The 20,172-nt window shown below is 68.5% G+C and carries 21 protein-coding genes and 1 tRNA gene; 12 read left to right on the forward strand and 10 right to left on the reverse strand.

The genetic code is table 11. The features are described from left to right. Positions 1 to 7 precede the first annotated feature (7 nt). Genes crtI through idi form a run of 4 tightly spaced genes read right to left on the reverse strand, consistent with a single transcriptional unit; the run spans position 8 to position 4,093 of the window. Positions 8 to 1,609, reverse strand: a complete 1,602-nt coding sequence (gene crtI / locus F6B43_RS00805; protein ID WP_246159734.1) for a phytoene desaturase family protein — start codon at positions 1,607 to 1,609, stop codon at positions 8 to 10. After that, positions 1,606 to 2,475 carry a phytoene/squalene synthase family protein gene (locus F6B43_RS00810; protein ID WP_150447079.1) on the reverse strand — a complete coding sequence of 290 codons (870 nt, stop codon included), beginning with the start codon at positions 2,473 to 2,475 and terminating at the stop codon, positions 1,606 to 1,608. The genes crtI and F6B43_RS00810 overlap by 4 nt, the downstream gene beginning before the upstream one ends. Beyond that, positions 2,472 to 3,539 carry a polyprenyl synthetase family protein gene (locus F6B43_RS00815; RefSeq protein WP_150447080.1) on the reverse strand — a complete coding sequence of 356 codons (1,068 nt, stop codon included), beginning with the start codon at positions 3,537 to 3,539 and terminating at the stop codon, positions 2,472 to 2,474. The genes F6B43_RS00810 and F6B43_RS00815 overlap by 4 nt, the downstream gene beginning before the upstream one ends. Then, positions 3,536 to 4,093 carry an isopentenyl-diphosphate Delta-isomerase gene (gene idi, locus F6B43_RS00820; RefSeq protein ID WP_150448342.1) on the reverse strand — a complete coding sequence of 186 codons (558 nt, stop codon included), beginning with the start codon at positions 4,091 to 4,093 and terminating at the stop codon, positions 3,536 to 3,538. Before idi ends, F6B43_RS00815 begins: the two co-directional genes overlap by 4 nt. Positions 4,094 to 4,198: 105 nt before the next feature. On the opposite strand from idi, the gene F6B43_RS00825 reads away from it, so the two are divergent. From F6B43_RS00825 to F6B43_RS00845, 5 genes are all read left to right on the forward strand, one after another. After that, a complete protein-coding gene (locus tag F6B43_RS00825; protein ID WP_150447081.1) occupies positions 4,199 to 4,705 on the forward strand; it encodes a MarR family winged helix-turn-helix transcriptional regulator in 507 nt (168 codons plus the stop codon). Between the two features lie 28 nt (positions 4,706 to 4,733). Continuing rightward, positions 4,734 to 4,807, forward strand: a tRNA-Met gene (locus tag F6B43_RS00830). Between the two features lie 112 nt (positions 4,808 to 4,919). Then, positions 4,920 to 5,660, forward strand: a complete 741-nt coding sequence (locus tag F6B43_RS00835) for a hypothetical protein (protein ID WP_150447082.1) — start codon at positions 4,920 to 4,922, stop codon at positions 5,658 to 5,660. 56 nt (positions 5,661 to 5,716) lie between these two features. Then, a complete protein-coding gene (locus F6B43_RS00840; RefSeq protein ID WP_150447083.1) occupies positions 5,717 to 6,244 on the forward strand; it encodes a DUF6328 family protein in 528 nt (175 codons plus the stop codon). Then, complete coding sequence (locus F6B43_RS00845; RefSeq protein WP_150447084.1) at positions 6,241 to 7,038, forward strand: carbon-nitrogen hydrolase family protein; 798 nt, start codon at positions 6,241 to 6,243, stop codon at positions 7,036 to 7,038. Before F6B43_RS00840 ends, F6B43_RS00845 begins: the two co-directional genes overlap by 4 nt. Positions 7,039 to 7,045: 7 nt before the next feature. On the opposite strand, the gene F6B43_RS00850 is transcribed toward F6B43_RS00845, so the two are convergent. Continuing rightward, positions 7,046 to 8,251, reverse strand: coding sequence for an aminotransferase class I/II-fold pyridoxal phosphate-dependent enzyme (locus tag F6B43_RS00850; protein WP_150447085.1), 1,206 nt, complete (start codon positions 8,249 to 8,251; stop codon positions 7,046 to 7,048). Between the two features lie 99 nt (positions 8,252 to 8,350). On the opposite strand from F6B43_RS00850, the gene F6B43_RS00855 reads away from it, so the two are divergent. After that, positions 8,351 to 10,039 (forward strand): S1C family serine protease, encoded by a 1,689-nt coding sequence (locus F6B43_RS00855; RefSeq protein WP_150447086.1) that lies wholly within the window; start codon positions 8,351 to 8,353, stop codon positions 10,037 to 10,039. A 67-nt stretch (positions 10,040 to 10,106) separates the two neighbouring features. Here the strand turns inward: F6B43_RS00855 and F6B43_RS00860 are convergent, their stop codons facing one another. Beyond that, a complete protein-coding gene (locus F6B43_RS00860) occupies positions 10,107 to 11,516 on the reverse strand; it encodes a maltokinase N-terminal cap-like domain-containing protein (protein WP_150447087.1) in 1,410 nt (469 codons plus the stop codon). A 115-nt stretch (positions 11,517 to 11,631) separates the two neighbouring features. Between F6B43_RS00860 and F6B43_RS00865 the strand changes: the two genes are divergently transcribed. From F6B43_RS00865 to F6B43_RS00880, 4 genes are read left to right on the forward strand one after another with little or no spacing between them, the layout of a single operon-like run. After that, positions 11,632 to 12,480 (forward strand): nitrilase-related carbon-nitrogen hydrolase, encoded by an 849-nt coding sequence (locus F6B43_RS00865; protein ID WP_150447088.1) that lies wholly within the window; start codon positions 11,632 to 11,634, stop codon positions 12,478 to 12,480. Between the two features lie 22 nt (positions 12,481 to 12,502). Then, a complete protein-coding gene (gene hydA / locus F6B43_RS00870; protein WP_150447089.1) occupies positions 12,503 to 13,939 on the forward strand; it encodes a dihydropyrimidinase in 1,437 nt (478 codons plus the stop codon). Positions 13,940 to 13,992: 53 nt separating this feature from the next. Beyond that, positions 13,993 to 15,018, forward strand: coding sequence for a TIGR03842 family LLM class F420-dependent oxidoreductase (locus tag F6B43_RS00875; RefSeq protein ID WP_150447090.1), 1,026 nt, complete (start codon positions 13,993 to 13,995; stop codon positions 15,016 to 15,018). Between the two features lie 42 nt (positions 15,019 to 15,060). Continuing rightward, on the forward strand, positions 15,061 to 16,383 hold the full coding sequence (locus tag F6B43_RS00880; RefSeq protein ID WP_150447091.1) for an aspartate aminotransferase family protein: 1,323 nt from the start codon (positions 15,061 to 15,063) through the stop codon (positions 16,381 to 16,383). 4 nt (positions 16,384 to 16,387) lie between these two features. Here F6B43_RS00880 and F6B43_RS00885 read toward each other — a convergent pair whose 3' ends face one another. Then, complete coding sequence (locus tag F6B43_RS00885; protein ID WP_150447092.1) at positions 16,388 to 16,603, reverse strand: SCO4848 family membrane protein; 216 nt, start codon at positions 16,601 to 16,603, stop codon at positions 16,388 to 16,390. Positions 16,604 to 16,644: 41 nt separating this feature from the next. Between F6B43_RS00885 and F6B43_RS00890 the strand changes: the two genes are divergently transcribed. Continuing rightward, complete coding sequence (locus F6B43_RS00890; RefSeq protein ID WP_150447093.1) at positions 16,645 to 17,385, forward strand: dienelactone hydrolase family protein; 741 nt, start codon at positions 16,645 to 16,647, stop codon at positions 17,383 to 17,385. Positions 17,386 to 17,423: 38 nt separating this feature from the next. Then, entirely contained in the window at positions 17,424 to 18,377 is a 954-nt protein-coding gene (locus F6B43_RS00895) for a quinone oxidoreductase family protein (protein ID WP_150447094.1), read from the forward strand. Between the two features lie 6 nt (positions 18,378 to 18,383). Here the strand turns inward: F6B43_RS00895 and F6B43_RS00900 are convergent, their stop codons facing one another. From F6B43_RS00900 to F6B43_RS00910, 3 genes are all read right to left on the reverse strand, one after another. Continuing rightward, a complete protein-coding gene (locus F6B43_RS00900) occupies positions 18,384 to 18,587 on the reverse strand; it encodes a hypothetical protein (RefSeq protein WP_170285515.1) in 204 nt (67 codons plus the stop codon). A gap of 50 nt (positions 18,588 to 18,637) precedes the next feature. After that, positions 18,638 to 18,943, reverse strand: a complete 306-nt coding sequence (locus F6B43_RS00905; RefSeq protein ID WP_150447096.1) for a hypothetical protein — start codon at positions 18,941 to 18,943, stop codon at positions 18,638 to 18,640. A gap of 123 nt (positions 18,944 to 19,066) precedes the next feature. After that, complete coding sequence (locus F6B43_RS00910) at positions 19,067 to 20,059, reverse strand: hypothetical protein (RefSeq protein WP_246159735.1); 993 nt, start codon at positions 20,057 to 20,059, stop codon at positions 19,067 to 19,069. Positions 20,060 to 20,172: the final 113 nt, after the last annotated feature.

A 20,172-nucleotide genomic window follows, 5' to 3' on the forward strand; every position in this document is an offset into this window, starting at 1 on the left:
GACCGGCTCACGGCTGGGGCACAGCGACGATCGGCTCGGCGAGGGGGCCGGGCGTGTGGTCGCCCCGAAGTCGCTTGAGCACCAGCTCCGCCGAGATGAGGCACATGGGCAGACCGATTCCGGGGAGCGTCGACGCGCCGGCGTAGAAGAGGCCCTCGACGTGCTTCGACGCGTTCCGCGGGCGGAACACCGCACTCTGCCCGAGAGTGTGGGCGAGTCCGAGCGAGTTGCCTCGCCATGCGTGCAGGTCATCGGCGAAGTCGCCCGGGGCGACCGTGCGGCGAACGACGATCCGCTCTGCGAGATCGGGGATGCCGCACCACTCCGCGATCTGTTCGATCACGCGATCGGCAGCGGCCTCCACGCGGGCATCGCCGTCGCCGTCGACGCCGCCGTGGCCGAGGGCCGGGTCTGCCGGGATCGGGACGAGGATGAACAGGTTCTCGGAGTCCGCCGGAGCGGTGGCGGGGTCGGTCGCGCTCGGCCGGCAGATGTAGATCGACGCCGGGTCGGGGATGTGCGCGTCCTCGCCGAAGATCGCCTCGAAGTTCGCCCGCCAGTCCGCCGTGAACAGCAGGGTGTGGTGGGGAAGGTGGGGGATGCCGCCCCGCACTCCGAGCATGATCAGCAGCGCTCCGGGGCTCGGGGTCTTCTTCGCCCACCACGTCTCGGGATAGGTCTGCAGAGCGCGGGGGAGGAGCGCAGTCTCGGTGTGGTGCAGATCTGCGGTGGAGACGACGAGGTCGGCCGCGACGATCGATCCGTCCGCGAGACGGACGCCGGTGGCCACCGCACCCGACCTGCCTGGGCTGGTCGTCTCGATGGCGACGACGTCTGCGCCCGTGCGGATCTGCACGCCGGCCGCCCGAGCGAGTCGCTCGACCGCCTCGATGACCGTGGTCAGGCCGCCCTGGGGGTAGAGGACTCCTTCGTCGAGGTCCAGGTGGCTCATGAGGTGGTAGAGACTCGGTACCCCGTACGGCGAACCGCCGAGGAACACGGCGGGGTAGCCGAGGACCTGGCGCAGGCGCTGATCGGTGAATCTCGTGTCGATGTACGAGGCGAGCGATCTGGTCAAGAGCGGAGCGAGCTGCGGCAGGCGCCGCAGGAGTGCGGGGTCGCGGAGCCCCGCGGTCGTCTCGTACGTGTCGTAGAGGAACCGCGTGACGGCGAGTTCGTACGCGTCTCCGGCGGAGTCGAGGTAGTCGTCCAGCAGTTCGCCGGCGCCGGGCTCGACCGACTCGAACAGTCCGGTCGCGGCGGAGCGCCCCGATCGGATGTCGAGGGGGGCGTCCGCCCCCTCGGTGTACACGCGGTAGGCAGGCTCGAGGGGGACGAGGTCGAGCTCTCGCTCGGCAGTCGTTCCCATGAGGCGGAAGAAGTGCTCGAACACCTCGGGCATGAGGTACCAGCTCGGCCCGGTGTCGAACCGGAACCCGTCGCGTTCCCACGTGCCGGCGCGTCCGCCGAGTTCGTCGCGCGCCTCCAGGACCGTGACACGGTGCCCGTCGAGGGTCAGGAGGCATGCTGTCGCGAGCCCGGCGATGCCACCGCCGATCACGACGACGTTGCGCGCACCCAGAGGGCGCCCGCTCGACCGCCGGCTCACGCGCGAGCCCCTCGGGGCGAGAGGCCCAGGACGGCGCGTGCGGCCAGAACCGCCTTGACCGGGTCGGGGACCCGTACGCGCGTGCCGGAGTCACCCTGACGACGGAGCCTGGTGGCCAGTTCGGCGAACAGATCGTGCGCGACGGCCACGGCACGTCGACAGTCCGCGGGTAGGCGCGGGATCACCGCCGAGGCGGCGGCGAGGTCGCCGTCGATGCGGTCGAGCACGCTCGCGCGCGTCTGCCCTGCCGTGCCGAGGCCCAGGTAGTCGCGCCCCAGCCCCTCCGAGTCGTCGGCGTGGTCGCGCAGGAAGTTGACGTCCTGGAATGCCGCGCCCAGCCGTCGCGCGCCGTCGATGAGGTCATCGGCGGGAACGACGGGATGCTGTCGCCCCGCGTTCACGAACGCCTGGAGGCACATCAGCCCGACCACCTCGGCTGATCCGTACACGTACTCGTCGTGCGAGGCCGCGTCGTGCGTGTGCGTCGTGAGGTCGGTGCGCATGGACGCGAAGAAAGGCCGGATGAGGTCGGCGCCGATGCCGCATTCGCGCGCGGTCGCGGCGAACGCGTGGACGATCAGGTTGGCGCTGAAGCCCCGGTCCACGGCCGTGAGCGTCTCAGCCTCGAGCTCGTCGAGCACGAACCGTTCGGCTTCGGGGGAGAGTCCCGCGGCGGCCGCGGGTCCGTCGACGATCTCGTCCGCGACGCGGACGAGCGCGTAGACGTTGCGGACGTGCGGGCGGACGCGCGGCCCGAGCAGCCGGCTGGCCATTCCGAATGACGTCGAGTAGGACGCGATCACGGCGGCCGCGGCATCCCGCGCCGTCTTGTCGTAGAGGGCGAGGCCCGTGGGGTGCGCCGTCACGGCATCCTCCCGGCGACCATGGTCGTGAGACTCCGCAGCAGCCCGCAGACCTCTGCGGGGAGCGCAGCGGACGATGCCTCCTCGCGCGCGGACGCAAGGGTCTCGTCGATCACGTCGACGAGCCGTTCGCGCGCGCCGCTCTCGTCGAGGATCCGCTGGGCCTCGCGCACCGCGATCGGTCCGGTGTGGGCGAGGGCCAACGCATCGTTGACGAGGTGCCAGCTGGGTGTGTCGCGGGCCATCGCGACAAGTGGAGTGCGCTTCGCTTCGCGCAGATCACCGCCGGTGGCCCGCCCCGCCTGGCTCGACGTGCCGAACGCGCCGATCAGATCGTCCACGAGCTGGAACGCGAGGCCGAGTCGACCCCCGAACCGCTCCAGGGCGGCGAGGGCTTCGGGGGAAGCTCCGGCCAGAGCCCCTCCGGCGCGCAGCGGCGCGCTGAACGAGTACACGGCGGTCTTGTCGTGTGCGGCCGCAAGGATGGCGTCCGAGTCGGCGTGGTCCCACGCGACCGCGTGCTCGACGTCGGCTAGCTCGCCGGCGACCGAGACGAACACGGCGTCGTCGAGCAGGTCCATGAGCTCCCCGCGCACGGCGGGCGTGGTGTCGGCGAGGGCGAGAAGGCGCGCCGCCTCGTGCAGCAGCAGGTCTCCGGCCAGGATGGCGGCCGCATCTCCCAGCAGGGCCGCACCCGTGGCATCCGCCCCACGCATCCGTCCGCGCTGTCGGAACTCTCCGGCGACGTCGGGGATGCCGCGTCGTTCGGTGTCGTGGTCGATGACGTCGTCGTGCACGACGAACGCGGTGTGGAGGATCTCGAAGGCGGCGGCGACGGGGTAGAGCGCCGGCGTCGATGCGGCGTCGCCGCCGAACGCTTCGAAGGCCGCCACGACGAGCGCAGGGCGAAATCGCTTGCCGCCCGCCGCCGCGCGTGTGATCGCCTCGGCGAGTGCGGCCGCGCCGTCGCCGAGCTCCTGAGACCGGACGCGGATGCGCGCCAGGGCCGTGTCGATCGTCTCGTCGATGGCGACGCGAGCGGTCGGATCCGCGGCGAGGACGATCATGATGCTCGTCGACGCTCCGTCGGCAGCGTCATCCCGAACATGCGCAGCTGCGGAGCCTGGAGGACCAGCCACGGACTGAACGCCCAGGGGGTGGCGGTGAGGGATGCGGCGAGGTCGGCGGGATCGACCCATTCCGTGTCAGCCACCTCGAGCGGGTTCGGGGCGGGGGCGTCGGAGGTGCGGGCGATGTAGACCGGGCAGACCTCGTGCTCGACGATCCCGCTCGCATCCACCGCGCGGTAGCGGAACTGGGGGAGCGCGAGCTCGATCTCGCTCAGGGTGATCCCGAGCTCGAAGTCGGCCCGGCGCTCGACGGCGGCGATCATCGCTTCGTCCGGCCGGGGGTGACCGCAGAACGAGTTGGTCCAGACGCCGGGCCACGTGGTCTTCGAGAGCGCGCGGCGGGTCACGAGCAGCTTGCCCTCATCGCTCAGCACGTAGCAGGAGAATGCGAGGTGCAATGCCGTGTCGGTGCTGTGCACACTGCTCTTCGGTGCCGTTCCGATCTCACGGCCTGCGTCATCCAGGAGAACCACCGAGTCGGAGTCCATCACAATGTCGGCATCAGTCACGGTGTCTCCATCTTGCTCGCTGAAATCGCTAGTTTTTCTAGCGATGGCAGTGAGACGATAATACAAGCGGCGGGAGGGGGTGTCCACATGACAGGACCTTGGGTCGCTGAATCGGAGCACGACCGCGCGGTGATCGAGGCGTTGCAGGGCGTGCGTGCTTTCAGCGACGCGATCGACCGCATGAACGGCGGGATGAAGGACGACATGGCGATCAACGCCACCGACCTCGCGGCTCTGCGAATGCTCATCATGCGCGAGCAGCGTGACGAGACCGTCAGTCCCCATGAACTGGCCAGGCATCTGCGAATCTCGACCGCCTCGACCACCAAGCTCCTCGACCGCCTGACTGCGTCGGGCCACCTCGAGCGGCGCGCGCACCCACGCGATCGACGCTCTCGCGTCGTGGTTCTCACGGACGAATCGAAGACCTCCTTCTTCCGTCATTTCGGCGAGAATCTGCGCGCCATGCGCGGTGTCGCCGACGAGTACACCACCGAAGAACTCCAGGTCATCGTTCGGTTCATGGCTGACATGAGCGTCGCGATCGACCCCGACGCCCGTCACGCAAAGCCCACCCGTGTCGACGCGGGCTGAGATCGCGTGCTAAGCTCGATTCTTGTGCCGCGGGGTGGAGCAGCTCGGTAGCTCGCTGGGCTCATAACCCAGAGGTCGCAGGTTCAAATCCTGTCCCCGCAACGAAAAGACGAAGGCCCCGGTACCCCCGGGGCCTTCGTCGTACGACCCTCGAGCGCCCTCGCGTCCTCGGTGCGGCGGTCCCGCACCGCTCAGGCCGTGGCATATTGGCTGGATGCCGGCCAGCGAAGACGACGACCGCGAGCTGATGGACCTTCGGCGGAAGGTGTACGGGCCCGACGAGGAGGGTGCGGTCACAGACGCCGACCTGCGTCGGCTGCGAGAACTGGAGGACGCCGAACGGAGCGATGCCGCTGACCGGCCGACGCTCCAGCCATCGCCGGCCACCGCCGATCCGCCCGAGCCGGGGCCAGGGGGTGATCCCGAGGCCGGCGAACCGCCGGCGTCTACTCACCCACATCCTGGGCAACCGGTCGGCGGCCTGTCACGTGTCGGCTGGCTGGCGGTCGCCGCCGGAGCCGCCGCGACGCTGGCGCTCGGGGTGTGGGCCGGATCAGCGTGGGGCGGATCAGCGTGGGCCGGTGCGTCCGCTCCGCGCACGCTGCCCGAGTTCGACACCGTGCAGACCGACGAAGACATGGTGCCCGCGCGCTTCCTCGTCGGCGATCAGCGAGTCGATCCGGCGACCGTGCGGTTCATCGCGGTGATCGACGGGCACTTCATCGCCGTCGCGCGGCCGGCCGATTACGACGGCGTCTGCATCCTCGGTTTCGGCTCGGGAAGGGGCGCAGGCTCGCCCGACTCGGTCACGTGCTCCGACAGCGCATCTCCGTCCGGGTCGGACGGACCGATCGCCCTGACGATCGACGAGGGGCTGGAAATCGCGATCGGCGAGACGAACACCGAGGGCGACAGGGTGCGATTGTCCGAGAGCGTGACGGCCTACCGGCGCTAGGCGGCACACGCATACGCAGGTTGCCGTGGCAGCCCGCGGCGGGCGAGGATGAGGGAATGTCCACCCCGCGCCGTGACGACCACCGCGAGCAGCGTGTGGACGACCTGGTCGACGGGCGCGACGAGACGGCCGTCGAGCGAGCGGATCGCAACTGGAACGAGGTCCTGCAGGAGCTGCGAGTGCTGCAGACCGGAACGCAGATCCTTACGGGATTCCTGCTCGCCCTGGCCTTCCAGCCGTCCTTCGCCGGTCTGACGGACCCGCAGCGCGTCGTCTATCTCACGCTCGTCGTCCTGGCGACGGTGGCGGCGATCTTCGCACTTGCGCCGGTCGCCCTGCACCGGCTCGTCTTCCGGCAACATGCCAAGGCGCACGTCGTCATGTACGGGCACGTCGCGCTCGTCGCGTCCCTGATCGCCGTGGCGCTGCTTCTGGTCGGCGTGGTCGCCTTCGTCTTCGACGTCGTGGTGGGCGCTCCGGCGGCCGTGATCGTGATCGTGATCCTCGGAGTCCTGGTCGCCGTACTGTGGGTGGTGGCACCGATCATCATCCGCATCCGCAATTCGACGAAAGGCGCCCGATGACCGCCCTGGCGATCGCGCAGTTCGCGCCCACCGCCGATCCGTCGGTGAACCTCGCTCATATCGGAGAACTCGTGGCCCGAGCATCCGGTCGCGGTGCCCGGGTGGTGGTCTTCCCCGAGTATTCGAGCTATTTCGTCGACCCGTTCGACGAAACGCTCCGCACGCACGCCGAAGGTCTGGACGGATCATTCGTCACAGGCCTCCACGAAATCGCCGGCACGTACGGGGTCGTGATCGTCTCCGGCCTGATCGAGCGCGGTGCCGACCAGCGCCGAGTGCGCAACGCCGTCGTCGCCGTCGACGCGGACAGGGTGCTGGCGACCTATCGCAAGCTCCACCTGTACGACGCGTTCGGGCAACGTGAGTCGGATTGGATCGAGCCCGGCGCGATAGAGCCTCCGGAGACCTTCGAGGTCGACGGCATGCGCTTCGGACTCATGACCTGTTACGACCTGCGGTTCCCCGAGTCGGCGAGAAGGATCGCGGATGCCGGAGCCGACGCGATCCTCGTGCCGGCAGAGTGGGTGCGCGGGCCGCTCAAAGAGCACCACTGGCGCACGCTGATCCACGCTCGGGCGATCGAGAACACGCTCTTCGTCGCTGCATCCGACCACCCCCCGCCGCTCGGCGTGGGCAATTCGATGATCGTGGACCCGCAGGGGGTCGAGATCGCGGCGATCGGCACTCCCACCGACGTCGCCGTGGCACACCTCGACTCCGAAGCGATCGCACGGGTGCGCAGGGTCAACCCCGCGCTCACGCTGCGCCGGTTCGTGGTGGCCCCGCGCGACTGAGGGGCGTTCAGAGCATTGCGCCCAGCCGTGCCGCGGCCTCTTCGAGGACCTCGACCCGTTTGCACGCCGCGAACCTGACGAGCTCGGCGTAGTCACCGCGATGCTCCGGACCGGCGAACGCGGTCAGAGGAATCGCCACGACACCCGCGCGGGCGGGGAGGGCGCGGCAGAAGTCGGCCGCGTCGGCCGGGCCGTCGCCCCGGTCGGGGATCCGCGCGACAGTGAAGTACGAGCCACTCGGGACCGACACCTCGAAGCCTGCCGCGCGCAGACCCGTGCCGAGAAGGTCGCGTTTGGCCCGCAGCGCGGAGGCGATCGCTGCGAAGTAGGTGTCGGGCAACCGGAGTCCGGTCGCGATCGCGGGCTGGAACGGTGCTCCGTTCACATAGGTCAGGAACTGCTTGACCGCCAGGACTGCATCCACGAGGGCCGAGGGACCGCTGACCCACCCGATCTTCCACCCGGTGGTCGAGAAGGTCTTGCCTCCGGATGAGATCGTGAGCGTGCGCTCCCATGCGCCCGGAAGAGTCGCGATCGGCACGTGAGGTTCGTCGAAGATGAGGTGCTCGTACACCTCGTCGGTCACGATGACCGCGTCATGCTTCTCAGCGAGGCGGACGACCTCGTCGCGGACCTCCGCGGTGAAGACCGCACCGGTGGGATTGTGCGGGTCGTTGACCAGGATGATCCGGGTGCGGTCGCTGACGGCGTCGCGGAGCTGGTCGAGGTCGGGCTGGAAGTGCGGCCATCGGAGGGGAACAGTCACGAGCCGGGCGCCCGCGAGTGCGACGCACGCGGCGTACGAGTCGTAGTAGGGCTCGAAGACGACCACCTCGTCGTCGGGTCCGTCGATCAGGGCCAGCAGGGTCGACGCGAGAGCCTCTGTCGCGCCGGCGGTCACGATGACGTCGCGGTGCGGATCGATGCGGAGCCCGTAGAAGCGGAGCTGGTGCTCCGAGATGGCCGACAGCAGATCGGGGATCCCGCGACCCGGCGGGTACTGGTTGACCCCGTGCGCAATGGCGTCGCGCGCGGCGGTGAGAACCGCATCCGGTCCGTCCTCATCGGGAAAGCCCTGACCGAGGTTGATCGCCCCCGTGGCGGCCGCCAGGGCGCTCATCTCCGCGAAGATGGTGGGGCGGGCCGAACCGTCGGGAGCAAGCAGTCCGGCGCCTGCTGAGGTGCGGCGCCACGCGCCGGGGATTTCTTGCATCGCGCTCACGTTACTCGCATACCGCAGTCCCATCCTCGGCATAGGGAACACACAGACATCGTTGACAACCTGATGTGTGCCTGCCAGAAGGAGAACACCATGAGCGAGAACCAGGGCGACCGCCCGGAACAGTCCACTCCCGAATCCACCGACGAATCGCTTCCCGCCGCGCCGTCCGACGCGGCGTCGACCGAATCCGCAGTTCCGGCGCCGGAAGCCGCCGCTGCCCCAGCCGCATCCGTCGCGCCGGACGCGAACGAGGCGCCGACGCCTCCTGTGATGCCCGTTGCCGCGCAGCCCGTGCCCCCGCAGCCACCCGCCCCGCAGCCGCCGCAGTACCCGGCCTACCAGGGCACGCCGCAGGCGTACCAGGGGGCGTACCAGCCCAGCCAGCAGGGTCAGCCGTACCAGCCCGGCCCGCAGTACCAGCCGGGCCAGCAGGGCTACGCGGGTCAGCCCGCGCAGCCCACCCCCGGCTATGCCTACGGCCAGGCGTTCGGCGTCCACGCCGGTCAGCCGACCGCGACCCAGCCGACCGTACCGGTCGCGGGTGCGAACACCACGACCACCGGCGCGCCGCCCAAGAAGTCGGGTGCCGGAAAGGTCGTCGGCCTGATCGTGGCGGCAGCCCTCGTGGGCGGTGCAGCCGGCCTCGGTGGTGCGTACGCCGGAGTGAACCTCTGGAGCAGCTCGACAACAGCGGCCCCGGCCGGTCCGACGACGGTCACGGTGAACAACACGGATTCCGTGAATGCCACCACCGCCATCGCCACGAAGGTCGTACCCAGCGTCGTCACGATCGAGGCGTCCAGCGGCAGCTCGGGCGGCACCGGTTCGGGTGTCGTGCTGACCTCGGACGGCTATGTCGCCACGAATACGCACGTGGTGACCCTCGACGGTGCGTCGGGTAATGCAACGATCAGGGTCACCACGTCGGACGGCCGCGTCTACGACGCCACCGTCGTCGGCACCGACCCGACGTACGACCTCGCTGTCATCAAGCTCACCGACGCATCCGGACTGACTCCGATCGAATTCGCGGACTCCGCCAAGCTGAACGTCGGCGACCAGGCCGTCGCCGTCGGCGCACCCCTCGGTCTCTCCAACAGCGTCACGACCGGCATCGTCAGTGCGCTCAACCGTTCTATCGAGATCGCCTCGTCCGCCGCCCCGAGCACGGGCGACAACACGCAGGGCGACTCCGGCGGTCAGAACGGGCAGAACGGTCCCTTCCTGTTCGACAACGGCCAGGGGTCGACCGGTCAGACGCCGACCACGACGATCAAGATCGCCGTCATTCAGACCGACGCGGCGATCAACCCCGGCAACTCGGGCGGCGCGCTTGTGAACGGCGAAGGCAAGCTCGTCGGCGTGAATGTCGCGATCGCGACGGCGGGCGGCACGTCGAGTGCCAGTCAGTCGGGCTCGATCGGTGTCGGGTTCTCGATCCCCTCCGACATCGTCAAGCGCGTGACCGACGAGATCATCGCCACGGGAAGTGCGACCCACGGTCTGCTGGGGGCAGGGGTGAAGGATGCCGCATCCGTGGCGGATGCCACGACCACCGGTGCCTACATCTCCGAGGTCACCGCGGGCGGGGGCGCCGCGGGAGGCGGACTCCAGGTCGGTGACGTCGTGACCGCGTTCAACGGGGTTCCCGTCACCGATGCGACCGATCTGACTGCACAGGTCCGTGCAGCCGCCGCCGGGAGCAAGGCCACCGTCACGTACGTCCGCGGAGGCAAGAGCAACACGGTAGACGTGACACTCGGAACCCTCGCTCCGTAGCAGCACGTTCGCCCGCCGGACGGGTGCACGCAACGCCACCCCGCTCGCCGGGGTGGCGTTGCGTGCATCAGCGCGTGTGGCCCTCCGCCGCCGACGACGAGACCGTCGGCGAACTCCCGGTCCCCAGGAGTCGTTGGACGGCCTGAAGGGGGATCGGAACCCAGGTGGGACGATTGCGCGCCTCGTAGGTCGCTTCGTACACGGCCTTGTCGAGCTCGAGCGCTTCCAACAGCGCCATGGAATCGCCGAGGTCGAGACCGGATGCTGCGGCATACCCGTCGAGAAACGCGCTCCGGGCGCTCGATGCCCATTCCCGTGCGGCCACGGGCGACCGGTCGGGCTGATCGAGCCGGATCGAGCCCGCCACGTAATCGAAGGACCGCAGCATTCCCGCGACGTCGCGCAGAGCGATGTCCGGTCGCACGCGCTCGCTCATGGGCCTCAACGGCTCGCCTTCGAAGTCCAGGAGAACCCAGCCGCGACCCGGAACGAGGATCACCTGTCCGAGGTGGTAGTCACCGTGGACGCGCTGGAGCACGGGCCACACAGACCCCACTGCGCGATCGTAGGCGGCACTGATGTCGTCGCGGTGCGGGGCCAGGGCAGGCACCTCTGCAATAGCGGTCGACAGGCGCCGCCGCCACACGGCGGCGATCGCCTCACGGTCCGCCGGCAGAGGGGCGACGGTCGGGAACAGGGCGGCGAGGTCGAGGTGCACCCTCGCTGTGGCGATCCCCATCTCGCGTGCGCGATCGGCGAAGTCCTCGCCGACGTCGGCGGCGCGTAACGCCACACGCCAGGCGTCCTCCACGCCGGAGAAGAACTCCTGCGCGAAAGCCAGCGATCCGCGCACGGCTCCCGACGCCGATGCCGGGTCCGGCCATTCGCCGTCGACCGACCCGATCGCACGGGGCACGAAGGGCGATCCCGACGCTGCGAGCGCCGTCTGGAGCTCGATCTCGGGGTTCAGCCCGGCATGGATCTGTCGGAAGATCTTGCAGATGATGGCGGTGCCATCGCCGTCCGGCAGGTAGATGAGCGACGTATTCGACTGCTCACCGCTCAGGACGCGCGCGGTGTAGGCGGAACCCGTCGGCGGCGCCGAAGGAGCGGGCCTGCCGACCGCGATCGTGCGGAACCCTCTTCCGTGGCCGCCCACCGTGACGAGCTCCCGGAGTGCGTCCGTGTAGGCCAGGTCGGTGGGCCCGTCGATGAGAGTGGTTCCCGGTTCAGGGCTGCCGATCACCCCGACCGCGTCGGCGACAGCGGCCGTCGCGCGAGCCACGACGGGCACCTGGTAGAGGACGGGCGGGAGCGAGACCTCATCGGCCACGAGCAGAGTGCGTACGCGTACCCTCGCGTCGTCTCCCGGCAGGTCCCATGATGCGATGAATCGGAGGTTGGGTGTGCGTCCCTTGGCGGCGTACCAGCGTTGGCGCGGCATCCATGCAGCCAGGCACGCCAGGGTGCTGTCCATGCTTCGAGGCTATTGCGCACTCGCGACTCTGTCGAGGCGTGGCGGCAACCTGCGCGGTCGTGGTGTCGTGCGGGTGCTCCGGTGTACGTTCGGGAGGGACAGCAACGGAGGAGACATGGCGATCGTACGTGCGGCCATCACCCAGACGACCTGGACAGGCGACAAGGCATCGATGCTCGATAAGCACGAGGGCTTCGCGCGTCAGGCGAAGGCTGAGGGTGCGCAGGTGATCTGCTTCCAGGAGCTGTTCTACGGCCCCTACTTCGGGATCACCGAAGACAAGAAGTACTACCGCTACGCCGAGCCCGCCGACGGGCCGATCGTCACCCGCTTCGCCGCGCTCGCCGCAGAACTGGGCATGGTGATGATCCTCCCCATCTATGAGGAAGACATCACGGGCGTGTACTACAACACGGCGGTCGTTGTCGACGCCGACGGCACGATCCTCGGCAAGTACCGCAAGCATCACCTCCCGCACCTCGACCGGTTCTGGGAGAAGTTCTACTTCCGGCCGGGCAACCTGGGCTACCCGGTGTTCGACACGGCGATCGGAAAGATCGGCGTCTACATCTGCTACGACCGGCACTTTCCGGAGGGATGGCGCGAGCTCGGGTTGAATGGCGCGCACATCGTCTTCAATCCCAATGCGACCAAGCCAGGGCTGTCCAACCGCCTGTGGGAGGTCGAAGGACCCGCGGCCGCCGTCGCGAACGGCTACTTCGTGCTCCAGCCGAATCGGGTCGGCCGCGAGGACAACGAGTACGGCGAGCTCGCCGTCGATTTCTACGGCACGAGCCAGGTGATCGATCCCCGTGGCAACTTCGTCGGAGAGCGCGGGTCGGGCACCGACGAGGAGGTCCTCATCCGCGACCTCGACATGGACATGGTCCAGCAGATGCGCGACGACTGGCAGTTCTACCGGGATCGCAGGCCGGATTCGTACACGTCGATCACCCGGCCGTAACGCTCAGGAAAGGCATCCGCACATGGCGAAGACGCTGATCAAGAACGGCCTTGTCGTCAATGCGACCGGCACCGGGGCGGCAGACGTACTGATCGACGGTGAGACGATCGCGGCCGTTCTGGCACCCGGGTCGATGCTTCTCGGGTTCGACATCGAGGGCAACGTCGATCGGGTCATCGATGCGGCCGGCAAGTACGTGATCCCGGGTGGTGTCGACGCGCACACGCACATGGAGATGCCCTTCGGCGGCACGTTCGCGTCCGACACTTTCGAGACCGGCACACGAGCTGCCGCATGGGGCGGCACGACGAGCATCGTCGATTTCGTGGTGCAGTATCCCGACCAGAACATCCTCGACCAGTACCACGCATGGCATGAGAAGGCGGCGGGCAACTGCGCGATCGACTACGGCTTCCATCAGATCCTCTCGGACGTGCAGGACTCGAGTCTCACGGCCATGGACGAGCTGATCGAGGAGGGCGTGACGAGCTTCAAGCTCTTCATGGCCTACAAGGGCGTGTTTCTCAGCGACGACGGCCAGATCCTGCGCGCTTTTCAGAAGGGCTCCTCGAACGGCGCCCTCATGATGATGCACGCCGAGAACGGCGCCATGATCGACGTGCTCGTGAAGCAGGCCCTCGAGGCGGGGAATACCACACCGTTCTTCCACGGCACCAGCCGCCCGTGGCAGGCCGAGGAGGAAGCGACGCACCGAGCGATCATGATCGCCGATCTCACCGGGGCGCCCCTCTACGTCGTGCACGTGAGCGCGAAGCAGGCTGTCGACCAGATCGCCGCCGCCCGCGACCGGGGCCTCAACGTGTTCGGCGAGACCTGCCCGCAGTACCTGTATCTCTCGCTGGAGGACCAGCTCGGGGCGTGGAGCCAGCAGTGGGGTGACTTCGAGGGCGCGAAGTGGGTGTGCTCTACTCCGCTCCGCTCGAAGCACGAAGGTCATCAAGATCACATGTGGCAGTCTCTGCGCACGAACGACATCCAGATGGTCTCGACCGACCACTGCCCGTTCTGCATGAAGGATCAGAAAGACATGGGGATCGGCGACTTCTCCAAGATCCCCAACGGCATCGGCAGTGTCGAGAACCGCATGGACCTGATGTACCAGGGAGTCGTGTCGGGCCGGATCTCGCTCTCCCGATGGGTCGAGATCACCTCGACGACGCCGGCGCGCATGTTCGGGATGTACGGCAGGAAGGGCGTGATCCAACCGGGCGCAGACGGCGACATCGTCGTCTACGACCCGAACGGACACACCTCGATCGGCCTCGGAAAAGCCCACCACATGAACATGGACTACTCCGCGTGGGAGGGTTTCGAGATCGACGGGCACGTCGACACCGTCCTCAGCCGGGGCCGGGTGATCGTCGACGAGACCGGCTACGTCGGCACCAAGGGCGACGGCGCGTACATCAAGCGCGGTCTCAGCCAGTACCTGACCTGACCCGACACGAGCGTCGCTCTTCTCACCCGCTGACCGACCGGAAGGGTCACCCGATGGATTTCGGCGTCGTTCTCCAGACCAACCCGCCTGCAGCCCGCACGGTGCAGCTCGCCAAGCTGGCCGAGGCCCACGGCTTCTCCCACGTGTGGACGTTCGACTCCCACCTGCTGTGGCAGGAGCCGTATGTCATCCACTCGGCGATCCTCGCCGAGACCAGACGGGTGACCGTGGGTCCGTTCGTCACGAACCCCGCGACGAGAGACTGGACCGTCACCGCATCCGTCTTCGCGACCCTCAACGAGATGTACGGCAATCGCACGATCTGCGGGATCGGCCGCGGCGACTCGGCGGTCCGGGTGACGAACGGCAAGCCCGTGTCCATGAAGGAGCTTCGCGAGTCGATCCATGTGATCCGCGAGCTCGGCAACTCGCGCTCGGTCCAATACAACGGCGCGACCCTGCAGTTTCCGTGGAGTCGCGGCTCAGAGCTCGACGTGTGGGTCGCGGCGTACGGGCCGCTCGCGCTCAAACTCACCGGCGAGGTGGGTGACGGCTTCATCCTCCAGCTGGCCGACCTCGATGTCGCGGCCTGGATGATCAAGACGGTGCGGGATGCTGCAGCCGACGTCGGCCGCGACCCCGACTCGATCGCGTTCTGCGTTGCCGCGCCGATGTACATCGGCGACGACTGGGCGCACATGCGCGACCAGTGCCGGTGGTTCGGCGGGATGGTGGGAAACCACGTGGCGGACATCGTGGCCAAGTACGGGCATCATGCCGACGAGAGCGGTGTGCCGCATGAGCTCACCGAGTACATCGAAGGTCGCGTGGGCTACGACTACAACAGCCACGGCAGAGCCGAGAACGACCACGTCGACTTCGTTCCCGACGAGATCGTCGACCGGTTCTGCATCCTCGGTACGGCGGACGAGCACATCGCGAAGCTCGAGCAACTGCGCGCGATCGGCGTCACGCAGTTCGCCGGGTATCTTCAGCACGACAACAAGGAGGAGACCCTCCGCGTGTACGGCGAGACGGTGATCCCGGCGCTGTCGGATCACATCACCGCCAAGTCGTGAGTGCACGTCGTGGAGCCACGGCGTGAGTGAGAGGATCACTGCATGAGCGACACGCCACACCCCGAACTCGACGTCCGCGCCCGTGAGCTCGACCGCGCACACGTCTTCCACTCCTGGTCGGCGCAGGCGCTGCTGGACCCACCGGTGCTGGCGGGCGGGCTGGGCAGCACCGTCTGGGACCACGCGGGGAATCGATGGCTCGACTTCTCGAGCCAGCTGGTGAACGTCAACATCGGGCACCAGCATCCCGCGGTCGTCAAGGCCATCCACGAGCAGGCCGATCTGCTTACCACCGTCGCCCCGTCCACTGCCGCTCTCGTGCGGGGTGAAGCAGCGCGCCGCATCACCGCCCACGCGCCGTCGGGGTTCTCGAAGGTCTTCTTCACGAACGGTGGCGCCGACGCGAATGAGAATGCGATCCGCATGGCGCGGCTGCACACCGGCCGAGACAAGGTGCTCTCGACATACCGCTCGTATCACGGCAACACGGGTGCCGCCATCGTCGCGACGGGGGACTGGCGCCGCATCCCCAACGAGTACGCCTACGGCCACGCGCACTTCTTCGGCCCGTATCCGTATCGCTCCGAGTTCTGGTCGGATTCGCCCGAGCAGGAGGCCGAGCGAGCGTTGCGCCATCTCGAGAGGGTGATCCAGTCCGAGGGCCCCGCCGGCATCGCTGCGATCCTCCTGGAGACGGTGCCCGGCACCGCGGGCATTCTCGTTCCACCGCCCGGGTACCTCGCCGGCGTCCGCGCGCTCGCCGACCGCTACGACATCGTCCTCATCCTCGATGAGGTGATGGCGGGCTTCGGACGCACGGGTCGCTGGTTCGCGTTCGACGGATACGACGTCGTGCCCGACCTCATCACCTTCGCGAAGGGTGTCAACTCGGGCTACGTGCCCGTGGGCGGGGTCATCCTCTCGGACGACATCGCCGCCGACTTCGATGAGACGGTCTTCCCGGGCGGCCTCACCTACAGCGGGCACCCGCTCGCGATGGCGTCGATCGTCGGCTCGATCGACGCGATGGAGGCGGAGGGAATCGTCGAGAACGCGCACCGCATCGGCGTCGATGCGATCGGTCCAGGGCTTCGCGACCTCGAGTCGCGGCATCCGCTCATCGGCGAGGTGCGCGGTGAAGGCGTGTTCTGGGCGATCGAGCTCGTCTCGGACCGCGCGTCGCGCGCTCCGCTGTCGGCCGGTGCGATGGGGCAGATCAAGAAGGGCTTGTTCACGCGCGGGCTGCTGCCCTTCGTGCAGGACAACCGCATCCACGTGGTGCCGCCGTGCGTGGTGACCGCCGACGAGGTCGGTCGGGCCCTGTCGATCTACGACGATGTGCTGGCGGTCGCCGAACGAGGCTGATCGCTCAGGCGACGAGTATCCAGATTCCGCCGGCGAGGGATGCCGCGGCGAGCACCAGTGCGATCGCCACCAGAATCATGTGCACCCGCAGAAACGGGGTCGCCCTGCCCGCAGCATCGCGAGATCGCGGATCGTTCGCGACCCGGCGGAGGAACTGCGGCCACGCGACGACGTTGAAGACCGCGTTGGCGAACAGGAGCAGGGCGATGGCGATGGTCACCCTACGAGGCTAACCGGCGCAAGACGTGCCACGATGAGGCCATGCAGGCACTGGAAAGCTGGACCCACGACGACCTGACGCTCGTCGGCGAGACGCGTGAAGTGTGGCGGAAGGGCAGCGGCCCGGGCGTCATCGTGATCCATGAGATCCCCGGGATCGACGACGCGCTCATCCGCTTCGCCGAAGAGGTGGTCGCGCGTGGCCACACCGTGCTGCTGCCGAGGCTATTCGGGACGCCGGGCGCGGGCTTCAGTGCGCGGAATGTGCTCGGCGACATCACCCAGTTCTGCGTGCGACGCGAGTTCAGCCTGTTCGCCCGCGGCAGGACGAGCCCGATCGCCGGCTGGCTGCGGGCACTGGCCCGCCGACTCCACGACGAGACCGGGGGAGAAGGAGTAGGGGTCGTGGGGATGTGCTTCACGGGCGGGTTCGCGCTCGCGATGATGGCCGATGCACCGGTGATCGCACCTGTGCTCGCCGAACCCTCGCTGCCGTTCGCCGTCGGGGCGAAGCGTGGAGCCGACCTGGGGCTGAGCCCCGCTGACATGGAAGCGGTGAAGGGCAAGGCCGCAGCCGGGTGCGAGGTTCTGGGCCTGCGCTATCGGACGGATGCCGCGACCGGCACCCGATTCGACACTCTGGCCCGCGAGCTCGGCGACCGCTTCATCGCGGTCGAGTTCGAAGGAAAGGGGCACTCCGTGCTGACCGGCGATCGTCAGGAGGAGGGCGTGAACCGAGTGCTCGAATTCCTCCAGGAGAAGCTGAGCCCACGCGCGGCATGATCGCTGAGCCCCGCGCGTGAACGTGACAGGCTGAACGCATGCGCGCTATCCAGGTTCTCGAATTCGGCGGTCCCGAAGTCCTCCGCCCCGCGGATGTTCCCGAGCCGCGGGTCGGGGAGGGGCAGATCCTCGTCCACGTCGATCGGGCCGGGGTGAACTACGCGGACACGCATCAGGCGGAGAACACCTACCTGTCGCGCAGCACCGTGCCGATGGTGCCTGGCGGAGAGGTGGTCGGGCGCACTGACGACGGAAGACGCGTCGTGGCGCTCGTCGACGGCGGCGGATATGCCGAGCGCGCGGCTGCTCTCGAATCACAGTCTTTCGAGGTTCCGGATGGTGTCGACGACGTCAGCGCTCTGGCGCTGATCGTTCAGGGCGCCACGGCGTGGCTCCTGCTGCGCCGGACTGCGCGGATCGAGGCCGGGGAGACCGTGGTTGTTCACGCCGGAGCGGGCGGGGTGGGTTCGCTCGCCGTGCAGCTCGCGAAGGCGCTCGGGGCGCGGAACGTCATTGCGACGGCGAGTACGCCGGAGAAGCGTGAGCTGGCCCTCTCGCTCGGAGCGGACGTTGCGATCGACGCGAACACGCCCGACCTGGTTGCAGCACTCCGGTCGGCGAACGGCGGCCGGAGGGTCGACGTGGTACTCGATATGACGGGGGGTTCGATCACCGATCAGAGCGTCGCGGCGCTGGCGCCCTTCGGCCGCCTCGCCTTCTACGGAATGGCGTCTCGGCAGGCGCCCGCGCCGATCGCGCCGACGAGCCTGCTGGCCCACTCGACGACCGTCGGGGGGATGTGGCTTCCCCACGCGTTCACCGTGCCCGGGCTCATGCCCCGCGTCATGACAGAGCTGTTCGGCCTCGTCGAAGACGGCTCTCTGCGGGTCATCGCCGGGGGCGAGTACCCGCTGTCGCAGGCGCGCCGTGCGCACGAGGACCTCCGCGCGCGTCGGACGACGGGAAAGCTCGTTCTCGATCCTTCGCTCTGACGAGCCTCAGCCCTGGTCGTGCTCCGCGGTCTCTCCCACGGAAGGGAGCGGGATCACCACGGACTCGACGGGAATCCCGATCAGAAGCGACGCGGACGTCGTCGACGTCGCACCATCCGCGATACTCTCCGTGGCGGACTGCTCGAACGGTTCGGAGGGAAGGCCGGCCCATTCGGTCGGCTCTTCGGGACGAGATGCGAAGAGGCCCATAGTGGGTCCATTCTGCCTCTTCATGCGCGTGGGGGACCCGTTGTCGCCGGTCACAGCACGAACCGCCAGAGGTACTCGACACCGGTTTCGGGGCGGAACCACGCGATGGTGACCACCACGTCCTCCAGATCGAGATCACAGAGGCACAGCTCGGCCGTCTCACCCGGCAGCATCTGACCCCAGAGCTGCGTGTCGACCGTGACGTGTGCGCCGTCGATGAAAACGCGCACGAAGTCCGTCGCGGCTGCGCTCACATTCGTGATGAGGGGGTGCTTCTCATACACATGATGGACGCGCCAGGGTACTCGGTAGGCGGGCGGAGGGCGGAATTCGTCGGGTTCGATGGCTCGTGGCATGCGGGCGACGGTAGGCGCGGCATCCGACGCGTGGAGGGGCGTGGAAGCGGTGATCGGGCCGAGCTGTGGATGAGACGTTTCGAAAGAGTTCGGGGGAGGAGGCGATGCGACCCGACGGATCGGTCAGGCGCCCACGTCGTCGGGCTCCGCGCGCGGTGCCGTCGGCACGGATGTCCCTGGTGATCCGGGGTCGATCTCATGACTGCCGGAACTCTTCCGCCTCGGGGTGATCGCCCGACCGACCGAACGACTCGCGCCGCCCACGGCAGACACTCCTCGCGTGACGCCACCCGCGATCGCGCCGCCCGCGCGCCGGAGTCCGTACGTGGTGGCGCGCTCCAGCGGCAGCGCTCCCGGGCGAGGCTCGAGGTCTGCGGGAAGCACGAGCGGCGGCAGACCGAACGCTCGCCGCGAGTTGACCAAGACCCTCCGGCCGAGGATGTGGTTCCCCGTCCCGCCGATCACTGCGCCGATCCCGAACGGAAGCGCTTTGCCGACGATCGACGCGCCGCCCTTCGCCGCGAACTGATGGACGAACGCGGTCTTGAGTCGATCCACGAGCGGGCCGACGGCCACGCGAGGGAGGGTCTTGGTGATCAGCTCGCCCCAGTACTTATCGCGCGGGGCCCCTTTGCCGGTCGCCTGTCCCGCGAGCTGAGCGACGAGGTCGATCCCCTCTTTGCCCAGCATGAGCGTGAGCACCAGAGCCCGCGCCCGGTCCGGATTCTCGATCGGAATGCCGTGCACCTCGGTGACGGACTGCGCGAAGAGGGCGGTCGCTTCGAGGAATCCGACCGTCTCGACACCGCTGAGTGCGAGCGTCACCCCCGTGCCGATCCCGGGCACCACGGCGGTGGCTCCGACGGCCGCACCGCCGGTGGTGACAGCAGTGAGGTAGCGCCGCTCCAGCATGCGGACGATCTCCGCCGCGGACGCGTGCGGGTGACGGAGCCTGATGCTCCGCAAATGTGCGAGGACCACGGGGCGTTGGATCGCCATCACGCGATCGAGCGCCCGGATGACGCGCGGATGCTCGTCCGAGCCGGCAGGCGGAATACCGCCCACCCACGGCGAATCGTCGGGCAGCGTGTGTATGCGGTGAACCTTCTCGGCCATCACGGCGATCCTACGGGCGGGCGATGGGAGCCGCCTGGGCTTGACGGCGCGCGTCGAGGATGCTCGTGCGTCGCCCGCGGTAGAGGTATCAAGATCGCTTGGTAAGTTGGTCC

The sequence above is a fragment of the Microbacterium rhizomatis genome (assembly GCF_008710745.1).
Taxonomy (GTDB): domain Bacteria; phylum Actinomycetota; class Actinomycetes; order Actinomycetales; family Microbacteriaceae; genus Microbacterium; species Microbacterium rhizomatis.